The 23,626-nt window shown below is 44.7% G+C and carries 18 protein-coding genes and 1 riboswitch; of the genes, 3 read left to right on the plus strand and 15 right to left on the minus strand.

Features of this window, described 5'->3' with window-relative positions; all coding sequences use genetic code 11:
• Nucleotides 1-21 precede the first annotated feature (21 nt).
• The 5 genes from sufB to rimP are packed head-to-tail and all read right to left on the minus strand — an operon-like array spanning nt 22 to nt 6,671.
• Complete coding sequence (gene sufB / locus DWX33_RS11135) at nt 22-1,467, minus strand: Fe-S cluster assembly protein SufB (protein ID WP_005859390.1); 1,446 nt, start codon at nt 1,465-1,467, stop codon at nt 22-24.
• 30 nt (nt 1,468-1,497) lie between these two features.
• Nucleotides 1,498-1,989: a CvpA family protein gene (locus DWX33_RS11140; protein ID WP_005859392.1), complete on the minus strand. Its 492-nt coding sequence runs from the start codon at nt 1,987-1,989 to the stop codon at nt 1,498-1,500.
• A 2-nt stretch (nt 1,990-1,991) separates the two neighbouring features.
• Entirely contained in the window at nt 1,992-4,913 is a 2,922-nt protein-coding gene (infB, locus tag DWX33_RS11145) for a translation initiation factor IF-2 (protein WP_008777887.1), read from the minus strand.
• 20 nt (nt 4,914-4,933) lie between these two features.
• Nucleotides 4,934-6,199: a transcription termination factor NusA gene (gene nusA, locus DWX33_RS11150; protein WP_005867586.1), complete on the minus strand. Its 1,266-nt coding sequence runs from the start codon at nt 6,197-6,199 to the stop codon at nt 4,934-4,936.
• 4 nt (nt 6,200-6,203) lie between these two features.
• Nucleotides 6,204-6,671: a ribosome assembly cofactor RimP gene (rimP, locus tag DWX33_RS11155; RefSeq protein ID WP_199486259.1), complete on the minus strand. Its 468-nt coding sequence runs from the start codon at nt 6,669-6,671 to the stop codon at nt 6,204-6,206.
• Between the two features lie 237 nt (nt 6,672-6,908).
• Nucleotides 6,909-7,019, plus strand: a riboswitch (TPP riboswitch).
• 42 nt (nt 7,020-7,061) lie between these two features.
• On the opposite strand from rimP, the gene DWX33_RS11160 reads away from it, so the two are divergent.
• The 3 genes from DWX33_RS11160 to DWX33_RS11170 are packed head-to-tail and all read left to right on the plus strand — an operon-like array spanning nt 7,062 to nt 10,559.
• Complete coding sequence (locus DWX33_RS11160) at nt 7,062-9,260, plus strand: TonB-dependent receptor (protein WP_122370170.1); 2,199 nt, start codon at nt 7,062-7,064, stop codon at nt 9,258-9,260.
• 34 nt (nt 9,261-9,294) lie between these two features.
• Nucleotides 9,295-9,882, plus strand: coding sequence for a nicotinamide riboside transporter PnuC (pnuC, locus tag DWX33_RS11165; protein WP_008777886.1), 588 nt, complete (start codon nt 9,295-9,297; stop codon nt 9,880-9,882).
• Between the two features lie 17 nt (nt 9,883-9,899).
• A complete protein-coding gene (locus DWX33_RS11170; RefSeq protein WP_057328872.1) occupies nt 9,900-10,559 on the plus strand; it encodes a thiamine diphosphokinase in 660 nt (219 codons plus the stop codon).
• A gap of 80 nt (nt 10,560-10,639) precedes the next feature.
• On the opposite strand, the gene DWX33_RS11175 is transcribed toward DWX33_RS11170, so the two are convergent.
• The 10 genes from DWX33_RS11175 to DWX33_RS11220 form a co-directional block, all read right to left on the minus strand.
• Nucleotides 10,640-11,020, minus strand: coding sequence for a hypothetical protein (locus DWX33_RS11175; RefSeq protein WP_005867576.1), 381 nt, complete (start codon nt 11,018-11,020; stop codon nt 10,640-10,642).
• A 51-nt stretch (nt 11,021-11,071) separates the two neighbouring features.
• Entirely contained in the window at nt 11,072-12,556 is a 1,485-nt protein-coding gene (locus DWX33_RS11180) for a DUF3868 domain-containing protein (protein ID WP_005867573.1), read from the minus strand.
• An 8-nt stretch (nt 12,557-12,564) separates the two neighbouring features.
• The gene (locus DWX33_RS11185) at nt 12,565-13,122 is read right to left on the minus strand and encodes a DUF3575 domain-containing protein (RefSeq protein ID WP_005859412.1); all 558 of its coding nucleotides are present in this window, start codon (nt 13,120-13,122) and stop codon (nt 12,565-12,567) included.
• 42 nt (nt 13,123-13,164) lie between these two features.
• The gene (locus DWX33_RS11190; protein ID WP_005867570.1) at nt 13,165-13,452 is read right to left on the minus strand and encodes an HU family DNA-binding protein; all 288 of its coding nucleotides are present in this window, start codon (nt 13,450-13,452) and stop codon (nt 13,165-13,167) included.
• A 1,072-nt stretch (nt 13,453-14,524) separates the two neighbouring features.
• The gene (locus DWX33_RS11195) at nt 14,525-16,999 is read right to left on the minus strand and encodes a DUF4906 domain-containing protein (RefSeq protein WP_057326196.1); all 2,475 of its coding nucleotides are present in this window, start codon (nt 16,997-16,999) and stop codon (nt 14,525-14,527) included.
• Between the two features lie 17 nt (nt 17,000-17,016).
• Complete coding sequence (locus DWX33_RS11200) at nt 17,017-18,543, minus strand: hypothetical protein (protein WP_005867566.1); 1,527 nt, start codon at nt 18,541-18,543, stop codon at nt 17,017-17,019.
• A 21-nt stretch (nt 18,544-18,564) separates the two neighbouring features.
• Nucleotides 18,565-19,659: a hypothetical protein gene (locus DWX33_RS11205; RefSeq protein WP_122380409.1), complete on the minus strand. Its 1,095-nt coding sequence runs from the start codon at nt 19,657-19,659 to the stop codon at nt 18,565-18,567.
• A 256-nt stretch (nt 19,660-19,915) separates the two neighbouring features.
• Nucleotides 19,916-21,466, minus strand: coding sequence for a fimbrial protein (locus DWX33_RS11210; protein WP_121960690.1), 1,551 nt, complete (start codon nt 21,464-21,466; stop codon nt 19,916-19,918).
• Nucleotides 21,467-21,520: 54 nt separating this feature from the next.
• Nucleotides 21,521-22,648 (minus strand): fimbrial protein, encoded by a 1,128-nt coding sequence (locus DWX33_RS11215; protein WP_122380410.1) that lies wholly within the window; start codon nt 22,646-22,648, stop codon nt 21,521-21,523.
• A gap of 41 nt (nt 22,649-22,689) precedes the next feature.
• The gene (locus DWX33_RS11220; protein ID WP_005867560.1) at nt 22,690-23,601 is read right to left on the minus strand and encodes a FimB/Mfa2 family fimbrial subunit; all 912 of its coding nucleotides are present in this window, start codon (nt 23,599-23,601) and stop codon (nt 22,690-22,692) included.
• Between the last annotated feature and the right edge of the window lie 25 nt (nt 23,602-23,626).

Consider the following 23,626-nt stretch of genomic DNA (forward strand, 5'->3'; position numbering starts at 1 on the left):
AGTTGAAAATTGAAAATTATTCTATCCTACGCTGCCTTCCAGCGAGATCGTTAGTAATTTCTGAGCCTCGACGGCGAACTCCATCGGTAACTTATTCATTACCTCACGGGCATATCCATTCACGATCAAACCGACAGCCTCTTCTACCGAGATACCCCGTTGCTGGCAGTAGAACAATTGCTCCTCGCTGATCTTACTCGTCGTAGCCTCATGCTCCACGATCGCCGTCTCATTCTGAATATCAGCGTAAGGGAACGTATGAGCTCCACAAGTAGAGCTTAGTAACAAACTATCGCATTGGCTATGGTTACGGGCGCCTTCCGCACGGGCGGACACCTTTACCAATCCCCGATAGCTATTCTGGCTATGACCGGCAGAGATACCCTTGGATACGATCGTACTTTTCGTATTCTTACCCAGATGGATCATCTTCGTACCCGTATCGGCCTGTTGGTAATTATTGGTCACGGCAACCGAGTAAAACTCACCTACCGAGTTATCACCCGCCAAGATACAGCTCGGATATTTCCAAGTGATCGCCGAACCGGTCTCTACTTGCGTCCAAGAGATCTTGCTACCCTCACCTTTGCACAAACCTCGTTTCGTCACGAAGTTATAGATACCGCCTTTACCTTCCTTATCACCCGGATACCAGTTCTGTACGGTAGAATACTTCACCTCAGCACGCTCGTTCGCCACGATCTCCACGATAGCGGCATGCAATTGGTTCTCGTCACGCATCGGCGCCGTACATCCTTCCAGATAACTTACATACGCCTCATCGTCAGCGACAATCAAGGTACGCTCGAACTGTCCGGTATTAGCGGCATTGATACGGAAATACGTACTCAGCTCCATCGGGCAACGTACGCCCTTCGGTATATAAACAAACGAACCGTCCGAGAACACGGCCGAATTCAAGGCGGCGAAGAAATTATCACGATAACCAACCACGCTGCCCAAATATTTCTGCACCAAGTCCGGATGATGTTGTACAGCCTCGCTGAACGAACAGAAAATAATCCCCTTCTCCGCGAGATTCTCCTTGAAAGTAGTCTTCACGGAAACACTATCCATCACGGCGTCTACCGCCATTCCGCTTAAATGCTTCTGTTCTTCCAAAGGAATACCCAGTTTATCGAATGTTTTCAACAACTCAGGATCTACCTCATCCAAGCTCTTTGGTCCCTCTTTTTTCTTAGGGGCGGCATAATAGATAATGTCCTGATAATCGATCGGCGGGATATTCAAGTGAGGCCATGTAGGCATCTCCAACGTCTGCCAATGGCGAAAAGCCTTCAAACGGAACTCGAGTAACCATTCCGGCTCGTTCTTCTTGGCAGAGATAATACGGACCGTCTCCTCGTCTAATCCACGATGGATCACCTCCGTATCAATATCGGTAACGAAGCCGTATTTATAATCTCCGCTCGTTACCTCATTAATTATATGATTTGAATCCTGCATAATTAAAAATTAACCATTGATAAAAGCCCTTCATTCTCCTAATGAAAACAAATTATGTGGGAAAATTGTTGGTACTATTTGCTTCACGCTATAATAAAAACGAGATTCTATCTTTGATTGGCGATGAATCAAGACCGATCCACGATCCACGAACTCCAGCGCATTCAACAGCAAACTGGTAAAGACCAAAACGACCAGCAACCCGAAAAAACCACCAAACAAATGGTTGATAACGCTCAACGGTGTCGCCCCTACCACCTTGGTAACCAGTTCTCCCGCTAGAATAAACACCCCCATAATCAAGATAAAACCCGCTATATAACTCAAGATCGTAACCCCTTCTTCCGGAAACCAACCCAACGCCAAGATATATCCTTTCAGCCAAGCCGCCGCTTTTCCGCAGAAAAAGATCGCGATCACTAGGGCTATAAGCGAAACAACCTGTTTGATGATTCCATCAAACAGGCCTTTCACAAATCCTATCCCTGCCAGACATAGCAATGTAATGTCCAACCAGTTCATCGTTATAACGTCTTCTTAATTTCAGTCTCTTCGTAAGCCTCGATCATATCCCCCACTTGAATATCGTTGAAGTTCGTAATATTCAAACCGCAATCCAAGCCAGCCACGACCTCTTTCGCATCGTCCTTGAAACGTTTCAAAGAGCCTAGCTCGCCGGCATAGATAACGATACCGTCACGTATCAAGCGGATCTTGTTCGTACGTTTGATCTTGCCTTCCTTAACCATACATCCGGCAACCGTACCGACCTTGGTGATCTTGAATACCTGCTGAACTTCCACATAAGCGGTAATCTCCTCCTTGATCTCCGGAGAAAGCATGCCTTCCATAGCGCTCTTCACCTCCTCGATCGCATCGTAGATGATAGAGTACAAACGGATCTCTACACCTTCCTTCTCGGCGTTTCTACGTGCTTGCAAAGACGGACGAACTTGGAATCCGATAATGATAGCGTTCGAAGCCGCCGCCAAAACCACATCCGACTCGGAAATCTGGCCAACCGCCTTATGAATTACATTCACCTGAATCTCCTCGGTAGACAAACGGATCAAGGAGTCGGACAAAGCCTCTACGGAGCCATCCACGTCACCCTTCACGATCACGTTCAACTCTTGGAAGTTACCCACGGCGATACGACGTCCGATATCATCCAAGGTAAGCATCTTCTGCGTACGAAGACCTAACTCACGCTGCAATTGCTCACGACGGTTAGCGATCTCACGCGCCTCTTGCTCAGTCTCCAATACATTAAATGTATCACCGGCCTGAGGAGCACCGTTCAAACCGAGGATCAATACCGGCTCGGAAGGACCAGCCTTCTCCACCCGTTGATTACGCTCGTTGAACATCGCCTTGATACGTCCTTGATGAGTTCCCGCCAAAACGATATCTCCCATCTTCAACGTACCGTTCTCCACCAATATGGTAGATACATAGCCACGTCCCTTGTCCAAAGAAGACTCGATGATAGAACCAACCGCACGTTTTTTCGGATTCGCTTTCAAATCCAACAGGTCGGCCTCCAACAGTACCTTCTCCAACAACTCCTCGACACCGATACCTTTCTTAGCGGAGATCTCTTGACTCTGGTACTTACCCCCCCAGTCTTCCACCAAGTAATTCATATTCGCCAACTCCTCCTTGATCTTCTCAGGATTAGCATGTGGCTTATCGATCTTATTAATAGCGAAAACAATAGGAACACCGGCAGCCGAAGCGTGATTAATCGCCTCGATCGTCTGAGGCATCACGTTATCATCAGCGGCCACGATAATAATCGCGATATCCGTCACCTTCGCGCCACGGGCACGCATAGCGGTAAACGCCTCGTGACCCGGAGTATCCAAGAACGTGATACGGCGGCCATTCTGCAACTTCACGTTGTAGGCTCCGATATGCTGCGTGATACCACCGGCCTCACCGGCGATTACGTTCGCGCTACGGATATTATCCAATAAAGAAGTCTTACCATGGTCAACGTGTCCCATCACCGTTACGATAGGCGGACGGGCTACCCAATCCTCCTCGTTATCATCTTCCTCATCAGCGTTGATCGCCTCGACAACATCCGCGCTTACATATTCAGTCTTATAACCGAACTCCTCAGCCACGATATTGATCGTCTCCGCATCCAGGCGCTGATTGATCGAAACCATAAGGCCGATGCTCATGCAAGTACCGATAACCTCCGTTACAGATACGTCCATCATGTTCGCCAAGTCGTTGGCCGTAACGAACTCGGTCAGCTTCAATACCTTGCTTTCCAGTTCTTCCTGTTCCATCAACTCGTGCTCACGTTTCACAGCGGCGTCACGTTTATCACGACGGTATTTAGCCCCCTTATTATTCTTATTATTCTTGTTGGTCAAGCGAGCCAAAGTCTCCTTGATCTGCTTTTGAACATCCTCTTCGCTAACTTCCGCTTTCACCGGCTTCTTCAAGCGAGGCTTACGGTCGTTATTCGGACGATCGTCACGATTCGGGCGCGGATAATTCGTACCCGGCGTATTATTCACGTCTACTCGATCTTTCTTGATACGTTTACGCTTCTTCTTAGCGTCACCTTCCTCACCCGGTTTGGTGGGAGCGTTCGGTTTAATCAAAGTAGGCGAATTCGGACTCTTATGAGGAGCGCCCGGACCGTTGCTATTATTACCCGGCCGATTGTTATTAAACTTTTGCTTCTCATCACGCTCTTTCCGCTTCTCCTCCTTCGTTTTCTTCTTCGGACGAGTCGATTGGTTAAGCGCATCCAAGTCAATCTTACCGGTTACCTTGATCTTTGATTCCAATTTAACCGAGTTCAAACGGAAAAGATTATCGTCTTTTTCCTCGGTCTTCTCTACTTCCTGTTCCGGTTTCACACTTTCCACCTTAGGTTCCGCAACAACCGGTTGCTTCTCTACGGTTTTTTCTTTTTCCACTTCCACTACTATAACTTTTTCTTCTTTTTTCTCCGTGGGAGCCTGCGCAGGCTGCGCGGGTTTAACAGGAGCTTGAGCAGCGGGAGCGGCAGGCGCTTCCTTCACTTTCGGCTCTTCCTTTACCTTAGGCTCTTCTTTCACCTTCGGCTCCTCTTTAGCCTTCGGCTCTTCCTGCTGTTTTTTATGTTGTCCACCATCCAAATCGATATGACCCTTCATTACGATCTTAGGCCTGAATTCTTCCGGTATCACTGTCTTTATTTCCGCAGTCTTCTCTTCTTTCACAGAAGGAGCCTCTTTCTGCGCACGATCCGCCGCAAAATTACGATCTTTCTCAGGCAGATCCTTTCCAAACTCTTTTACGAGCAAAGCATACTGTTCATCACTGATCCTCGTGTTGGGATTATCCTCAACCGAGAACCCATTCCGGTGCAGGAACTCAACCACCGTGTTGATTCCCACGTTCAATTTTCTCTGTACTTGAATTAATTTTATAGGCATATCTAACTTTGTCGTAATACTTATTCGTTACCTTCATCTTCAAATTCCGCGGATAAGATAGCTAAAAGATCGTCCACGGTCTGCTCTTCCAGATCGGCACGTTCAATAATCTCATTGCGGTTCATAGCAAGGACGCTCTTCGCCGTATAGCATCCTATATTCTTCAGTGCGTCGATCACCCAGCTGTCGATCTCGTCGGAGAACTCATCCAAGTAGATATCCTCCTCGTCCGCTCCTTCGATATCACGGAATACGTCAATCGTATACTCAGTCAACATACAAGCCAACTTAATATTCAGACCACCCTTACCGATCGCTAAAGAAACCTCCTCCGGACGTAGATAAACCTCAGCTTTCTTTTCTTCCTCATTTACACGGATAGAAGAGATCTTAGCCGGGCTTAAAGCACGCTGGATAAACAAAGAGAGATTTGAGGTGTAATTAATCACATCAATGTTCTCGTTTCTCAACTCGCGAACGATTCCGTGAATACGAGAGCCTTTCATACCTACGCAAGCACCCACCGGGTCAATACGGTCATCGTATGACTCGACAGCCACTTTGGCACGCTCTCCCGGGATACGGGCGATCGCCTTGATCGTAATCAAGCCGTCATTAATCTCCGGAACCTCCAACTCGAACAACCGCTGCAAGAAGACCTTATCCGTACGGGAAAGAAGGATCTTCGGGTTGTTATTATAGTTATCCACACGTTGAACGATCGCACGTACGGTCTCTCCCTTACGATAGAAATCGGTCGGGATTTGCTCGGATTTCGGCAGTAGCAACTCATTACCATCGTCATCCAGCAACAGGATTTCTTTCTTCCACACCTGATAAACCTCAGCGGCGATGATGTGGCCGATTTTATCCTTATACTTAGCGTACAAGCTGTCTTTCTGCAATTCAAGTATCTTTGAAGCCAAAGTCTGGCGCAAGTTTAAGATCGCACGACGTCCGAAGTCCGCGAAATGCACCTCGTCGGTCACTTCCTCGCCCACCTCACAGTCGGCGTCGATTTTACGGGCCTCCGTCAACGTAAGCTGCAAGTTCTCATCCTCCAATTCATCATCAGCCACAACCGTACGGTTTCTCCAGATCTCGAAATCACCTTTCTCAGGATTGATAATCACGTCATAGTTCTCATCCGTGCCAAACATCTTGGCGATCACGTTGCGGAACGAATCTTCCAAAACGCTAATCATCGTATCTTTATCGATATTCTTCAACTCCTTGAACTCCGCAAGGGTGTCAATCATACTGATTGTTTCCTCTTTCTTGGCCATAATCTTACTTGAATCTTATTAAGTATTTTGTATATTTTATTTCATCAAATGTATACGACTCATCCTCTATCACGGTTACCTTCCGCTTAGCGCCCTCCGGTTTCACCTTCTTCTCAACAGAGACAACCACACCGTTCTCGTCGGCAGATTTCAACACACTTGTCAGCTTCGAGCCGTTTTTCAACAGCATCTCCACCTCGTTTCCGATGTTCTTGACGTATTGGCGAAGTACCTTAAAAGGAGAAGTAATGCCGGCGGAGCCAACCTCCAGCTCATAGTCCTCAACGTCACGATCCAGATGCTCCTCCAAATACCGGCTCAACTCAGCGCAATCATCAATGCTTACCGCTTCATCGTTATCAATTTCAACGACTATCAGGTTCCCCGGTTTAATCACTACGTCTACTAAATAATTGCTTGAAGAGGCTAGTTTTTCCTCTACTAATTGGCTTACCACTTTCTTTTCTATCATACACATATCTGTTAAGAACAAAAGAAGGGGACTGCCCGCCCCCTCCTCAACTTCACTTAATCGCCCGCAAATATACAAAAAATCAATGAGTTCTCAAAATATCCTCATCTTTTTGCAGAAAAAATTAATACGACACAAACCGGATTACGATCGATAGTAATCAGAATTAATATCTATAGAAATCCGATTTACCATTGATAGTAATATTTATTAACACTTTTATGCCTATCTTTGCTGCCGAATACGAAGGGGTGCTCGCAAAATCCTTCATGAAAGGAGCGGGCTGAGATCATACCCATAGAACCTGTACAGGTAATGCTGTCGTAGGGATTCATGCTTCTCCGATCCTTTCTATTCATCTATTTAGTTTTAAAGCAAAAAGATGAAAAGATGAAAAATGTATTGGTTATCTTGGCCGGCTCCTTGCTGGCTACAACCGCCAAGGCACAAATGCCCAGTCCGGTCGACTCCTTGAAAATCTCAAAAGACGTATCTTTAGATGAAGTGGTTATTACCGCTACCAAAGTCGGGAAAGAGACCCCGGTAGCTTATAGCGACATCTCCAAACAAGAACTAAGCAGCCGGAACAACGGGCAAGGTATCCCATTCCTTATCTCCCAATCCCCGTCTGTTATCATGACCTCGGATGCCGGAACGGGTATCGGTTACTCCGGTTTTCGTATCCGGGGTACAGATGCGAACCGTATCAATATCACGATCAATGGCGTACCGGTTAATGACTCCGAGTCTCATACCGTATTCTGGGCTAATATGGCCGATATAGCTTCCTCGGTAGAATCGATCCAGATCCAACGAGGCACCGGAACCTCTACGAACGGAGCTGCGGCTTTTGGCGCTACGGTCGCCATGCAGACCGAGAAACCGTCCTTAAAGCCTTACGGCGAATATTCCGTATCAGCAGGTTCTTTCGGTACGCTGAAACATACGGTAAAAGGCGGCACCGGATTACTTTACGATCATTTCGCTTTCGACGCCCGCTACTCCAATATCCGTAGCGACGGCTTTATCGATCGTGCCTCCGCCCGTATGAGTTCTTACTATGCCTCCGCCGCTTTCTATGCCGATAATACATTGATTAAATTCCAAGCCTTCGGGAACAGCGAGAAGACCTATCAAGCATGGAACGGTGTTCCGTCTTATTTACTTGACACAGATCGTAGCTATAATCCATGCGGAGAATATGAGGAAGATGGAGTGAAGAAGTTTTATAACAATCAGACGGATAATTATTGGCAACACAACTACCATTTAATGGCCAGCCAGCGTATCGGAGATTTCTGGAATATGAACCTGACCCTTCATTACACCGATGGTAACGGATATTACGAGGATTATAAATCGAAAGCCAAATTCAGCAGTTATAAACTACCGGAATATATCGATCCGGAGGGTAATACCGTAAAAAAGACGGACCTTGTGCGCCGTAAATGGCTCGACAATTATTTCTATGGAGCCGTTTATAGCGCAAACTATCAACGTGACAATACCCGCCTTACGCTGGGAACCGCCGTCAACAACTATGTAGGCGATCATTTTGGCCGGGTAATGTGGACCAAAAGCGCAAACGTCTTGCCACAACCGGATTACGAATATTATCGCAATACCGGTAAGAAATTAGACTACAACGCATACGCTAAATTGACTCAACGTCTTTCCCCTCTTTTCACCGGCTATCTGGACTTACAATACCGTGGGATCCATTACACCATTAAGGGAAACGATGACAAAGCCGGGGAAGGACTGGACATTCGTAAGAACTGGAACTTCTTCAACCCGAAAGCCGGAATAAACTTCCATAACAATGGCCATAACGCCTTCGTCTCTTTCTCCGTCGCTAACCGGGAACCGAACCGTGACAATTTCACGGAGGCAGGCCCCGAGGAACGTCCTACCCACGAGACCTTATATGATTACGAGGCCGGTTATAGTTTTGGTAACGACCGTTTCCGGTTTGGAGCCAATCTCTATTTCATGGATTACAACAACCAATTGATCCTGACCGGCAAGATCAGCGAGATCGGCGAGGCCCTCACTTCCAATATAAAGGATAGTTACCGAATGGGTATCGAGCTTACCGGAGGTGTACAAATCACCTCTTGGCTGAATTGGAGCGCGAACGTAACCCTCAGCCAAAATAAAATCAAGCATTTCGTGGAATACGTGGATAATTGGGATACCGGAGGACAAGAGATCAATGATCTAGGCACAACGAATATAGCTTTCTCACCCAATCTAATAGCGAACAGCATGTTCGATTTCGTTTACAAAGGGTTTATCGCGAGTTTCAACTCACAAATAGTAGGCCGCCAATACATAGACAATTCAAGCAGCAAGGATCGTTCCATCGATCCCTACTTTATCAATAGCCTACGTATCGGTTACGCCTTCCAGCCTAAGTTCATGAAAGAAATAACCCTAGACGTGACTATCAACAACCTCTTCAACGAGAAGTACGAGACCAACGCATGGGTATACTCGTATATCGAAAACGGCACACGTAAAAAGGATGACGGTTATTTCACCCAAGCCGGCACGAACGCCATGGCCAGGATCACCTTCAAATTCTAACTTAATTTTCAATTATCAATTATCAATTACTAAAATGGTTTGGCTAGAATACTTCGGAGTAATAACCGGTCTGCTCTATCTCTTTCTAGAGATTAAACAACATAAGGGCATGTGGGTGGTGGGATTCCTCACCTCCCTCGTGTATGTCTTTGTCTTCCTGTCCGCTAAGATTTATGCGGACATGGGATTGCAAACCTATTACGTAGGAATCAGCATATACGGTTTCTATCAATGGACCCGGAAGAAACATGAGATACACACGGAAAACGACAGTCTTCCCTCCGACCGTATCCTATACACCCATCTGAGCCTTCCGCTTTTCGTGGGGATTATCGGAACATTGGCCGTTGTATTCGCCATCTTATGGTATCTCCTTCATCAATTCACGGACTCTCCCATCCCCGTAGGCGATGCGTTCACCACGTCGGTAGGCATTGTCGCTACTTGGATGCTGGCAAGGCGAATTATCGAGCATTGGATTTTTTGGGTAATCGTAAACCTCGTTTCCGTATATCTTTATTACCTTCGGGGCTTGTATCCGACGATGCTACTCTATTTTTGCTATGCGACACTAGCCATTGTGGGCTATTACAATTGGCGGAAGAAAGGGGAAGAGTTTTAATTTATAATTTATGAATTATGGGAGATAATACGGAAGTGAAGGAAAGAGGATGTGTGATCGTAGCGAATGGGAGATTTCCTTCCGCTGAGTTACCCTTGAGATTATTAAAGGAAGCGAAAACGATTATCGCTTGTGATGGAGCCGTAAAGACACTTTATGAAAAGGGTATTCATCCGGACGCTATCGTAGGAGACTTGGACAGTATACCCGCCGACCTGCGCAAACGCTACGCAGACCGAATCCACCATGTAGAGGACCAAGAGATCAACGACCTCTCCAAATCCATCCGCTTCGCCCATGCCCAAGGCTATCGAGAAGTTCTCATATTAGGAGCTACCGGATTGCGTGAGGATCATACATTGGGAAATATATCCCTTCTTATGGAGTATGCCCCCTTATTCAAGCGGGTGGAGATGTTATCCGACTATGGTCTTTTCACACCTATCTTAGAAACAACGACTTTCGCTTCTTATCCGGGGCAACAAATCTCCATTTTCGTTCTTTATCCCGAAGGGGAGATTAGTACAGAAGGACTCCGCTGGCCCATTTGCCAACGAAAGCTCACCTCATGGTGGCAAGGAACTCTCAACGAGGCTTTAGGAAATCAATTTACCGTCACCCTCTCCCCAGATTGCCGGGTGATCATTTACAGGGAAGCTCCCCATACAAAAAAATAGTCCTGAAAAGTATCACTACTTTTCAGGACCGTTACACCCCTCAACTTTACATGCTTAAATAAGAAGCGTTCGCTTCCTTATCAAGCAGATAATTTTTTTAACTCATTCTCTTTCCATTCGGAAAAACCTTCTACCCTATCCCTTATCTGGAACTGTAGCTTATCGTCGGCAACCAACTTCAGCACAGCCGTAGGAGAAAGGGGCAAATACATATCATTCACGGCGAAAAAAGCTTTCAGTAAAACCACGTCATAGTCATCGTGGATTACTTCTTTCTTTAATACAACCGAAACCTCCATCTGAGTCAGATAGTAGGCTGAACGTTCGTATGCGCACCAAGCATCTCCTTCCAGATACAGATAGACATTGTTTGGATTATCTACCTCATGAGGCAGAACCAACTCTACTACATCTGATGCTTGTTCCATATAAAAGAAATTATTATTAATATTTGTCTTCATGACATTTACAAATTAAGTGCCTTCTACCCTATACATAGGGAGGAATAGCTATCATTTTACAGCGTTGAAACTATCAAATACCGCATTATCCTCTATTTTCTTGCGCAATTCCTCTAAATTTATCGCCGCGGCCTTTACTCCCATATCCTGAGCCTGCTTCAATAGAGATTCCGCTTCCGTCAAATCACCGGTCAACATACTTAACACTCCTTTCGCATGAACCGCCTCCGGGGCGTTCCCCGCTTTCGCCAAATAGTTCTTAGCGGAAGCATAATCACCCTTGCCCATAGCGATATTCGCGGCGTTAAGATTCGCTACCGGATCATTCGGAAACATACGGACAGCGATATCAAATACATTATTATATTCGTCACTACCGATCTCATAGCTGTTAGCCACCGCGAACATCTCCCCTAAACTTAGCTGTTGCGGACGAGTCTTGATAATCTCACGCCCCTCATCCACCGTAAACTCACGTACCGTATAATCAATCTTATATTCCGAGCGACGTAACGAAGGGAAAATATCTTTCAGCACATAACGGAAAGCGGCGCCACCACCCAAGGCACGTAACTTAGCCTCCTTGCGATCCGGATCATCCGAGCTATCGATAATCGCCAATACCTCGCTACGATTCGGCACATTCGGATCGGCCTCTACCTTTTCCTTAAAACCGACCCAATCTTCCGGTTCCGAGCTCATCGTGAAGAAATCAGCCTTGAAGTCATTCTTCTGGCGGATATAGTCACGTAACGCTTTGACACGATTATCCGCCAATTTCTTATTACTAGCGTAAGAGCCTTCCGGTGAGGCATATCCTTTCAGTACGATACCTGTCGGTTTCACGTTCTTATCCTCTGTAACGGTACGGATCGTATTATTGATCTTCGCCAACTCCACCGCATTATTACGGAAATCAGGAAGAATCTGATATTTACCCACTTGGAAGTCCAAGAAAGCCGTACCGACTTCCGCACGATGCTTCTCCGTCTCTGCCATCGGCGTGATATAAGAGAATGTAGGCTGAACCTCATAGCGCTTATCCGGACGACGACGAATCTTGTCCGCGATCAATAACGGACTACCGGCCTCTTCCTTACCGCAACCGCATAGATTCGGGTCTAACACGACACGTGCGTCTTTCATCCAATCCTCAAAAGGCACGGCGGTTTTATAACTTACCACTTGATCTTCCTTCCCGGCTTTCAAGATAGTATAATGAGGTACGTCGTTCAAATTATCCAAGGCGACCTCACGGTTATATACTTTCTGGCGGATACGTCCGTTCACCAAAATAGAAGGAAGCCCCTCTTTTTGCGAAGCCGATTCCAAGACGGGGGTCAGTTCCAAATAGCTACGGGATTTCACCGCATCGCTACTTACCGTCACCACGGCATCGATATATACCGAGTCACCCTTCTGTACCACGTCGTTACAAATCACTTTAACCCCATCCGAGGCAGTCTGTCCCATGATTGCCGGAGACACGACGGCCATCATAGCCGCCATCATATATGCATTTATCTTCTTGTTCATCGCTTGGGTCATTTAATAAAGTAAATAATAGAAATAGCCGCTTTCGTAACCCCGAAATAATCTTTCGTATCGCTTTTCAATACGGTTCCGCAAGTGGCGCAAGGATATTTATCATAATCCAGATGTGCCCAACCAATACCCAGCACGGCTTCCATGCTCCACCGGTCACTCAACAACCACTGATAACCATAAGAAAGTCCGGCTCCATACAAATTACCTTGATACCGATGATTCTCCATATTCTTGCTCAAGAACTTTAGGCCTCCAACATTGTAATCCGCATAATGCGCATGCAAGCCGAAGAAATGTCCATTAAACTTCTCACACAACCAATAACGAGCTTCTGGTTGTACCAGCCAATGTTTCATACGAGCCTCATCACCAAACTTCCATCCATTATAGTTGCCGGATAGATCCAGCGACCACTTTTTCGCCAAGCCAACCTCTACACCCAAGTTGATCGTAGCAGTCGCATCATAGAGTAAGTTCGACTTCACCGCGAACTTCTGGCCGTAAACGCCTGTCGTAGCTACCAAGAGCAGGACTAGGAAAAGAATTCTCTTCATATCGAATATTTTTTCGTTTTTATTATACATACGTGAATGCCTTCACTTCGACGAGCTCGCATTCAACTGTTTAAGTAATAATTTACCGGGCTTAAACTTCACGCTTTTACGAGCTCTTATCATATAAGCCACCCCATTCTTAGGATTTCTGCCGATCCGTTCGGTTTGTTCCCAAGCGGAGAGCGTTCCAAAGCCCAATAGCATCAAAGAACCATCACTTTCCAAAGCCTCTGTCGTAGTCTCTTCCCAAGCTTGAACAAAGCGCATCGCCTCCGCTTGCGTAACCGACAATTTATCAGCCAATGTTTTCACGAGTTCTCTCCTATTCATCCCTTTCACTTTTAATTTGCATCACAAAAATAGATTATAACATTTCTTAGCACGATAGGTGTGAGTTTCAACTTTAAAGGGTAAACCTACCAACTATCCTTGATTGATAAGAACACCTATTCATTTCAAAGAAGGTGATAGGAACACCGACACTTTATAAAGACAGCAAGGGGCAGACTTGTGTAAGCCTGCCCCTTATCAGTCATACTGTATTTATCAGACTCGGATTCTATTAACACCATCAATCCGCATCATCCACTTCTAATTCTTAATCTCCTCCTTGCGGATAAGGTTCTCAAGGTCATTCACCTCCTCCAAGGAAAACCCCGTAGATTGGGCGATCACAGCCGGATCCGCCCAAAAGTCTTACCTGTTTGCTCGTTTGCCAGAACCACGTCCGTTCGCCATGAAGGGAACTCGGGAAGGCTGAAGTTCAGAAAACGTATCTATGCCGTAAAGGTAAGGACTATTTTCCGAATAAAAAATCTCGTCTAGATAAAATAAGCCATTCATATCACTTTAGTATCAAAGATCAACCTGTTAGCCAAACGAACATTATCTGATCCTTTTGATCAATATAAGACGCATATCGTGGCATTCCCTTTTAATGAAAGCCACGTAATAAAGGCGTGGAGCGCCGCTTTATTCATGTTTTAGGATAAAAAAGGACGGTTTTCAACGCACATTAGGAGGCAAAAGCCTACACATACGGTGGCGTTGGGCAACACCTACCGTGCCGTTGGGCATCGTAAGCGGTCGCTAATAGGGTTATAAGCGGTTGCGAATGGGCATTCTTGTACCGTTACACCCCAGTCGTAAGCCTGTTTTTCCCCTTTTCACCCTACTTGATATGAATTACGATGAACTAATTTAGCTAGAATGAATGGGCGTTTTTCAGCATCTACGTATATGCTAAGCAATTACTGTTTTTTTCTTGCGTATTTGGAGGCAAGCCGTAGGTCGGGACGGAAAAAGGGATTCTCCGGGAGTTAAGAATACAAAGTGTCAGATTGATTTCTGTTAAATAGAGAGAGACGCAGCATGCTGCGTCTCTACAACTAGATATATCAATTTATTTTTCACTCCTCACACAACGAACAAACATGCCGTTATTCGTATTTAATGTTCCGACATTAATAGGAACATTGGTATTCAGAGAATACCAAAAATCTATAAAAAGCATATTCGTATCAGCATTAGAGTCACCAGATCCAGACCAATAAAAAGCCCCATATCGATGGGCTGTATTATAGAGAAGTCGACCTCCACCCAAATACCCAATACCAATCTCATCAATCCCTGTATCCTCTGCAGCACTCCCATGCTCAGTCATAACAGCCTTTCCATAAGAGAAGAACAAATTGACAGGTTCTCCAGTAGAACGAACCATTAATGTCCCTTTAGCCGGATTGCAATCTATAGTTTCATCTATAACCGCATTGCCTTCTGAATCCCACTGCCAACCAAAAGGAGTATTCTCAACCGGACAACTATCATCATACACATATCCTCCATATGTAAATAATGTATTTTTCTCCGTAGCACTCTTAATAGCACTGTAATGGCTAGCCGCAGGAACTTTATAACCACTCGGACATGGACCTTGTCCATACTCCCATTTGTATTTTTCATTGCGCATGTCCTCCGATGTTTTTTCTTTCCAATTCAAATGCTTATTACCATAAGTCACATCCCATGGTGTATAATAGGAATCTGAAGCCCCTCCTTGATAAAAATATCCAGATTGGGTCGGAGCGTTGGTGATAGAGCCTTTTGTCGTACAATTGAATAAAGACCAAGTTGCCCCACCATCCAACAATTGCGTATCCGCATAACCTTGACGCAAATAAATCATATGCTCGCAACGGTTATTATGATAGGTTACCTTGATAGCGCCATAACGATTGGTGGAAGAACTTCCTGTGCTCGAATTCGGTTTATAATTAAAAACAATATCACCTCCAGTACCTGTAACAGACTTCGATGTTCCGACGACAGACTGTCCGTCATCTGTAGATAGCGTAAACCAATCCCCAGCGGTAATAGTAGCTGTCCAAGGGCCAATAGAATTCAATATCTCATACTTTCTCTTCTCCTTATTAAATTCTCGCACCTTAACTTTGACAAGCTCCCTGTTGTCCCATTTCTTATAGAAAGCTATCGGATCGACCAAACGGATAACTTGATTGACAGTTACAGTTTTAGAGATTGATTTTCCGTCCTTCCCTGTAGCCGTAATCGTCACGGTATTAGTTATGTGATCCTTACTACTAATATTCGTTTTCTTCGTGATAACTCGAATCGTATTCGTATTTTTATCATACGCACCAATCTGGAAATCCTCACGATTTGAACCTTCCACACTCCATGTACAATTATCAAACCAACCATGGTCTGTCGGCAACTTCACTTGGATATCACTTATAGAGCCTATCCGATACCCGATATAAATATCATCCACCGTAAAATCCCAGTTAAAATCTTTCGTCACACGCCAAGAAGCCTCGTCAACCCCGCCCTTACCGGTAAGATTAAGCGTCACGTTATAGTGGGCGTTTCGCTCTACCGCAAAATTGGTAAAAGCGTCATCTCCTAAGAAAAAGCGATAAACAATCTTCCCACTAGCACCCATTTCTGAATACTCCGCTTCCACACGAATATAAGAACAAGTCTTATCCGCTTCCACAGTGGCAACATCCTTTATTGGGGTGTTACCTAAACTGGCCGGGGTTTTATATGCCTCTACATACTTTCCGTCTTTCAGTAAGCAGACACCATCCGGTTGCTTATTCTCATACATAAAGAAAACACTGTTATCTTTCATTGAACTAACATTCTCTACCGGATTGGAAAATTCGATCATATCAGCCTCCGTTATATAATCTGAAGGTGACGGATTTGCCGGGATTAAGTTGTTCATAAACAATTTACCAGTAGCCGGTACTTGATGCAAAGATACTTTTAGGGGCTTGATCGTACGATCTTTCAATCCAGAAGTATTCACAGATACGGATATCATAGCGTAAATACGCTTTAACGAAAGGATGGCAAAACCTTTTCCTCCGCTAACTGATACATCATCAGCGGATGCGCTCATTACCATCTTTGGCAAATTATCTAACGTTCCATACGATAGATTATCTATCTTATCGAACGGCTCCGCACTCAAATCAGATTCTGCGTTCGCAATTACTCGTACACGATAAGAACCATTCTGTAAAGCTATATCGTAATTAACCGCCTTATTCTCTTCGTTATTATTTACGGTAAGGCCATTCAAGGCTGCACCGGTCAAATACAATCCTTTAACTAAGCGATTATTATCCTTATTATACACAAGGATATTCAAATCGCTAATAGCATTAGCATCAGTAGCTGAGGCTTTCGTGAGCGGAGAGATCACGTCGCTAGCGGAAACGCTCAAGGACAGTCGTAATCCATCAACATTCTGCTCTCCTCCATTCACTTCCGTCTCTTCCATGCAGGAACCTAGTCCTAGCATTAACAGGCCCAAGAACAAGGCATATATATTTTTTATCGCTTTCATAATATTCTATTTACTGTTTAATTAAAGTTTGCGCTAACATCTTTCCCAACCCAAGGAGCTACCCATATATTAAACTCACCTGTTGATTGTTTCAACATTCCTGTCACATGATAATAGTTACCGTGGATCAAACCGTCCGTGCATTCATCCGCTTTATATTCAGGGTTGATTGGGATGGAGTATTGATAGTCCGTACTCTCTCCGGTAGAAGTTATATCTATTTTAGATACGGTTCCACCCATTTCCAATTCTTCCGTATTGATAATAAACTTAGTGTTTGAACCTTCTCCCCAGCCCCCATCTTCATCCCATGTGGGATGAAAACCTGTAGACTTCAACTTATAAGTTGCTATTTCCTTTTTATCACCCTTAACGTATTCCCCAACTATCTTCACAGACAAGGCTTTTGTTAGATCACTGACCTTGTCTCTTTCATACGTGTAAAAAGATAAATTGACCTTAGTATCTGCCATTCCTCCTAGGATAGATCCATCTCTCAAACCAATCGCATCATTCAATTGATTTGTGGGGATAATCAGTTTCGATTGTGTATTCACATTCAATACTTGAACACTTATCAAATTAAACAACCATGTTGGAGTTGTAGTAGTTATCGCCATTGTAATAGGGTTTCCCGAAGAAAAACTTTCTATATGCGCATATTTATTACTAGTATTAGGTTGATTAGCACAGTCTTTATCCGCAGAGTTATTCCATGCCCGCGCTAACGCCTTAGCACCAGCTGGAACTTTTTCTCCCGATCCTGTTGCCTTCAATGCACCAGACTGATCCACATATACAATAACAGGTTTATTTTTGTTAGATGCGCTACTCATTCTTTTAGATAACTTATTGATAATGTCATCCATAGAATAACCATCCAACGTCCACTTACTCGTAGTCGTAGAGCCTTCCATCTTCGGCAACTCCACATCCAAGTCCAACTCTACTTTCGCCGCCAATTGCTTCAAATGGACATCCTTGCCGCCAGAAATCACACCGCTAGTAGCGGTAAATTTCATATCCTGCTCGCCTGCCTTTATCAAGGTTTTCGGATCGAATGTATAATAACCCTCTCCACCCAACGTACCAGTATAAGTTACCGTCTCGGCACTTAACCCATTATAATCCATTTCCGCATAAGACGCAACCTTGTCCTCCAATGGATTCACGATAGCTACCACCTTCAGTTCCGTGTTAAGCGGTAAGGTTAAACCGGTCAATTTAAAAGAGCCGGAACTTTGTGTCCCGACAAAACTGCCATCACCTAAGGTTCCAGTCTTAGAAATCAAGTATTTCCACTCGTTATCCACCTTCTTGAAGATGGAGACGAAAATATTGTTTATGTTAAGCTCATCCGCCGTAGCGTACTGATAAGTACCACCGGCATTTATCGCTTTCGTCTCCACGCCCTCAGTAGAGAAAGAGATCGAAACCGTACCTGTTTCCATCGGTCGCTCATCTATCAGCTTCTCTTCCGTACATGCGGTAAAGGCCAAGAGCGCCAAAAATCCTGTCAATACTATATCTTTTAACTGCTTCATGTTATGTTTATTTTACCCTGTTTACTTAACTGGTTCTCCAAAAATATCACCGACACTCAAGGTATTCGGTATCCAATCTTCAATTACAAAATCAATATCCTCGTTGGCATTACCTATTGTCACAGATAACTTATAGAGATTCCCCCCAACAACCTTCACCGCATCTCCCGGCTTTGTCTTGATCGGATAGGTACGATCCATTACCGCACCATCGACCTTATAGGTTATTTTCATGGAAGTCTGACGATCCACATCCGTATTATCATAGCCATAAAAACGGATCTTATCGTAAGTACCGTAAATGTCTTTCTTCGGATCACTCTGGTTCACATCGGTTGGCTTCAGAATATTATCATCTACTCCGGAAAAAGAGCTACCATACTCACCTACCACTTTAGCGCTTAGCTTAATGTTCAGCATCTGTACGGAAACGACCTCTACATTCGGTACTACCGGATATTCACCACCCACCTTTTCTTTACTTGTGTCTACCACCTTGAAGGAAGCCAGTTCAAACGCCGCGACTCTCTGCGATACGGGAATTGTTATTTTGTTACAATTCCCGTCATCGTGAGTAGCCAATTGAGTAGTTGTTTTATAAGATCCAATGGGTTGTTCTCCTACTTTTACTAGAAAATTAGGATGTTCTGCCAACTCTACATCTTGAATATCCGCTATGGTTGTACAAGCCAATAACTTATCGGCAGTCGTCTGTGTCAGGTTCGCCACCGCATAAGCCGTAAGTGCCGGCTTATCACTTGGCACTTTCACGATCATGTGGCGCTTGATATCCGTAGTAAAGGACTCGCTACTCGTCTGCAAATCGCTTGTTGCGTACCAATAAGAAGACAATACATTGTCATCTTTAATAATAGCTACAAAACAATTACTGATAGAAGATTCCGTAGAAGTAACATCATTGGGATTTTCCGTTATTTCACCAGCCTTGGTCATAGAGCTATTGCCGGAAAGAGAGAAGGCAAAAACGGCCTCGGTGTTTGCGATATTCGTCCCAACGCCTCCCATATCCACGTTATTCAAAATATCGTCTTCCATGGAGCAGGACACTCCGATGCAAAGGAAGCATAACAATGCTAGTATATTCTTTATTTTCATAATGGATTGAATTTTTCTCTTGTTTTTACGCTAGCAAAATTAGAGGAATCCATTATTCGGCACGATAGGCGTAACTTTCAACTTTAAGGGGTAAAACTAGCATATTGAATATAGGCATTTGAGGGTGTGGTTAAAGCTATCTTTGGAGATAGGGATACCTATGCAGAGCGCAAATCCATTCATCATAGGACAAAAAAAACGGAGTCCGGAAATTCCGAACCCCGTTCTCGCTATTAATCGTTATGAAAGAGTTTAATCAATTCACGTCTGTCTCAGTTTGCGTGATGACCGTCCAAGGCTCGACCTTAATACTGAAACTGATACAAGCGTTCAACTCGCTTGTGTCGGGATCCTTAGAGCCTTCACCGGTTATCGTAGCGTATATCTTATAGATGGTATTACGTTGTACACCAATAATGCCACTAGTCGCATCTTGCTTAATTGGTATACGGTAGTAGCGATCTTTTTTAACCACATCATTACTTTGTCCATTCGTTTTTCCATTCGTTTTTCCATTTGGATACCAATTGCCCCGAAGAATTAACATGGTCTGTATATTTCCAGATGGAGAAGCACCTTTATTCAGATCATCTGCAAGCATCGGTTTATCCCCCTTCATTTCAAACACATAAAATTGAGGCATCTCTTTACGTCCATATCCATCACCACTAATCGTTTGGTCATCAAAAGAGAACCAACTGCTACCATTATAATTTATGGAACCATCGCCGTTCAAATTAGAAGAATGACTATGACCCGTCATTTTGATGTCTACCCCTGCATCCATTGTCCAAGCTAAAGAAGCTATATTTTTAGTACCATTCACTAAGAAATAGTCATCTCGCTCATAGCTACAACCATGAGAATAAGCAGTAGCATTATCCAAACTATACGGTTTTGTTGCGTCAGCATAGATAAGGGAAGTATTGCTAGCGTTAGCGATATATACATGTGTCAACTCAAATGACGCGTCTGCATAATTGTTCTTGAAGTCGCAATCAATAGCTTGAAGTTGGACACGGGCTACATGGCGGGTTAATGGGATTTTATCATCATCTGGAATATTTGCCGGATCATAAGAGGAATTTTTTTCAGTCCATCCTTCCGCTTCACTTTTTTTCTCAATCTCCTTATGTGCTGCACCTACTACCGCATTGTTTGTATATGTAATAGAAGGGGTTGTAGATCCTTTCACCCAATTATCATATGTTGTTCCTGCCAGAAGCTTAGAACTACCTCCACCGATCGTAACTATCTGGCTAAACATCGGTACATACGTTTGCGTACCACTGGGCACTGGATGCACTTGCATAAAATCAACAAGACTTTCAAGTTTGGCTGCTTTCACATCCCCCAAATTAGAAGGAGGCGTAGCAAGTTTCGTATTCGCTAAAAAGACCACCGCCAATTGCGTATCAGAAAGTTCGCCGGCCGCCGTAGCTTTTACCTTGACAACGATATCCTCAATAGTCTTTACGGAATGACCATCAGCAGCAGAGGATACCGTCTTCATTGCGGCGAATTTATATGCATCCTCGTTCACCCCATTGTCTACATAAAACAAATAGGCGGTTAGTTCATTAATAAATTGCTCGTTATTACTGCCAGATTCTAGCACAGCATCACCGCCCTCTTCCGTTGCACCTTTTGTCTGTATCCCATCCAAAGCCGTAGCGGTAAGAGAGACGTTCGCGTCTATCATCTGATAGTTCTCTTCCGGTATCTCGATGCCATTCGAGCTATCGTCCGAGCAGGAGGCGAAAGTGCATGCGGCGAAGGAGGCTAATAATAAATGTCTTAGTTTCATATCCTTTTGTTTTTTCTTGTTTATACTAAATTTCATTCCCTATGATTCCATAATTTAGTCTATTACCGGATGTTGCATTACCGGGCCCCAGCCTACTACCTGCACGGCTATATTCAAGTTGGTATCTACCTCGGGTTCCGGATCCGGACCTGGGCCCGGGTCTGGCGTTACGGGAATATTGTCGAAACTTTCGCCGTCAAAATAAATACGGAGACGGTAAACGTAGTTGCGACGGATGAAATTATGATCATAGCCGTTCTGCAAGCCACCCGCATTGATCACCGCCGTGAAGATTTTCGTATGGTCCTGATAACTGGAATTTCCCCGTAAGGTAGCTTTTACGGCGATCATCGTGTGATCGTCGCTTTTCATATTTTCCATTACATAATGAACGAATGGCGTATTGGATATCGAAGCGCCATCATTTACCAACAGATCCTCGAACGAGGTATTCTCCGAATTTCGCACGGCATCGGGAGCCTCTGTCTCTCCCCAATCCGCCTCACTGAAATAGTAAGACTTTGTCTTCATATTGTAGATACCTACCGCATCGATTCGCACCTCACGTCCGGCGAACGGCGTTCCGGCAAAACGAGTGGATATATTCACCAAATCAATACGTGCGGCTACACGGGTCAAAAGGATCGGGTCGGAGATGCCATCCACATTCTGATCGCCAAGATCCTCATATCCTAAATAGTTATTTTCCTCAGACAAAGCGGATTTTGTAACGATCACTTGACTACTCATCGTTAGGTTCGTTTGCGATTGCGAGGAGAGGTCTATCAAGCGAGTCTGGAACTCATCGTAGGTAGAAACGGTAGATAATAAATCTCTCGGCACGTTCGCCAAGACAATGATCCGTGCCCGGACAGCCTTCGTTGTCGGCACATCGGCTATTATGGCGGAATGTTCCGCCCCGGAAAGAGCCTCCCATTTATAACCGAGCAGTTCCGTGCCGGTCTCATTAAAAACTACCACTGCCAAATTATTGATATAAGCCTCACCCTCCAACTCATTCACGTCATTGGGATTATAGGCTTTCGTAGCCGTACCGGACGCCTTGACAGCGACGGACAGCTTAGCGCCTTCTAAGGAAAGAACCGGATCCTCATCTTTAGAACAACTCACACAAGCGAGAATCGCCAAACCGGATAAAAATATGTTCGCTAATAATTTCATGTTCGTATCGTATTTCTTAATTATATATGATGAGGTACCCTTTAATGCATTGGAATATCTTCTTCCACTACTCCCCAAGGACGAACGGTTGCCCGGACGGATAAGGTTCCGCCCTCACCCCATTCAAGGATCAGATGGGTATTCTCTCCCGCGCTCGTATAAATAGGATCACCGTTCTCGTCTACCTTGGCCGAGCCTAACGAGACTCCATTGGCGCTTATCGACACAGCCATATCCTGTCCCGGGCAAGCGGTTTGCATAGTAGGGGTTATCCATTCAACCCCGGACTCGTTCCACGCACCTTCCGGATTATAATATACGCTATCGCCAATCTGCGTGCCACGGTAATCAAAACCACTTAATGTATTATTCAAGTAGAAGTCGCAATCCACGGAACTTCTCAACCCCATCCTGCCGAGTTGCTCTTGCAACCCTCGGGTCTCGATCGTGACCGTACCCACTTTCGGACGAATCACGATCTCAGTCTCCTTCGCTACGCCTCCGGCTTTTGTAAACACTTGTTCGCTACCATAATAAAGGCTGTCCGGGGTAACCGCCAAACCATCTTGGCTTTTCAACATCACTTTCAAGTCTTCTATGGTCTGTGCCTCCGATACGGATTGCTTTTCACCCAAGGCATTCACGTTGCCCCATGCCACGATACGTAGACTACGATCGGCGGTATAGCCATCCAAAACGATCTCATTGCGGGAACGGATAAAGTTCTTATCCAAGCTACGTTTCTCCAAGTAATTCAGATTCTCGTCGAAAATATATAAGTCGGTAGATTCCATCCATCCGTATTCCGTTATATCGTCTCCCTTGATATTCTCGACCTTCAGTTTGAGCGTATAGCATTGATCCAAATCCTCCCTGATACAGCTAGTCGCAATAATAGCGAATAAAGCCACAGCCGAGAGAAGCAATTCCTTTGTAAACAGTATGTGTTTCATAATCCTAATTTTTTCTTATCAATTA

Origin of the sequence: Parabacteroides sp. AF19-14 (assembly GCF_003635485.1) — a bacterium.
Classification (GTDB): Bacteria; Bacteroidota; Bacteroidia; order Bacteroidales; family Tannerellaceae; genus Parabacteroides; species Parabacteroides distasonis.

Excerpts from the sequence above, each read along its gene's own strand:
- DWX33_RS11190 (WP_005867570.1), bottom strand. The coding sequence starts at position 13,452 with ATGAATAGGAGAGAACTCGTGAAAACATTGGCTGATAAATTGTCGGTT.
- infB (WP_008777887.1), bottom strand. The coding sequence starts at position 4,913 with ATGCCTATAAAATTAATTCAAGTACAGAGAAAATTGAACGTGGGAATC.
- pnuC (WP_008777886.1), top strand. The coding sequence starts at position 9,295 with ATGGTTTGGCTAGAATACTTCGGAGTAATAACCGGTCTGCTCTATCTC.
- DWX33_RS11210 (WP_121960690.1), bottom strand. The coding sequence starts at position 21,466 with ATGAAACTAAGACATTTATTATTAGCCTCCTTCGCCGCATGCACTTTC.
- DWX33_RS11215 (WP_122380410.1), bottom strand. The coding sequence starts at position 22,648 with ATGAAATTATTAGCGAACATATTTTTATCCGGTTTGGCGATTCTCGCT.
- sufB (WP_005859390.1), bottom strand. The coding sequence starts at position 1,467 with ATGCAGGATTCAAATCATATAATTAATGAGGTAACGAGCGGAGATTAT.
- DWX33_RS11160 (WP_122370170.1), top strand. The coding sequence starts at position 7,062 with ATGAAAAATGTATTGGTTATCTTGGCCGGCTCCTTGCTGGCTACAACC.
- DWX33_RS11220 (WP_005867560.1), bottom strand. The coding sequence starts at position 23,601 with ATGAAACACATACTGTTTACAAAGGAATTGCTTCTCTCGGCTGTGGCT.
- DWX33_RS11205 (WP_122380409.1), bottom strand. The coding sequence starts at position 19,659 with ATGAAAATAAAGAATATACTAGCATTGTTATGCTTCCTTTGCATCGGA.
- nusA (WP_005867586.1), bottom strand. The coding sequence starts at position 6,199 with ATGGCCAAGAAAGAGGAAACAATCAGTATGATTGACACCCTTGCGGAG.
- rimP (WP_199486259.1), bottom strand. The coding sequence starts at position 6,671 with ATGATAGAAAAGAAAGTGGTAAGCCAATTAGTAGAGGAAAAACTAGCC.
- DWX33_RS11170 (WP_057328872.1), top strand. The coding sequence starts at position 9,900 with ATGGGAGATAATACGGAAGTGAAGGAAAGAGGATGTGTGATCGTAGCG.
- DWX33_RS11180 (WP_005867573.1), bottom strand. The coding sequence starts at position 12,556 with ATGAACAAGAAGATAAATGCATATATGATGGCGGCTATGATGGCCGTC.
- DWX33_RS11175 (WP_005867576.1), bottom strand. The coding sequence starts at position 11,020 with ATGAAGACAAATATTAATAATAATTTCTTTTATATGGAACAAGCATCA.
- DWX33_RS11200 (WP_005867566.1), bottom strand. The coding sequence starts at position 18,543 with ATGAAGCAGTTAAAAGATATAGTATTGACAGGATTTTTGGCGCTCTTG.
- DWX33_RS11185 (WP_005859412.1), bottom strand. The coding sequence starts at position 13,122 with ATGAAGAGAATTCTTTTCCTAGTCCTGCTCTTGGTAGCTACGACAGGC.
- DWX33_RS11140 (WP_005859392.1), bottom strand. The coding sequence starts at position 1,989 with ATGAACTGGTTGGACATTACATTGCTATGTCTGGCAGGGATAGGATTT.
- DWX33_RS11195 (WP_057326196.1), bottom strand. The coding sequence starts at position 16,999 with ATGAAAGCGATAAAAAATATATATGCCTTGTTCTTGGGCCTGTTAATG.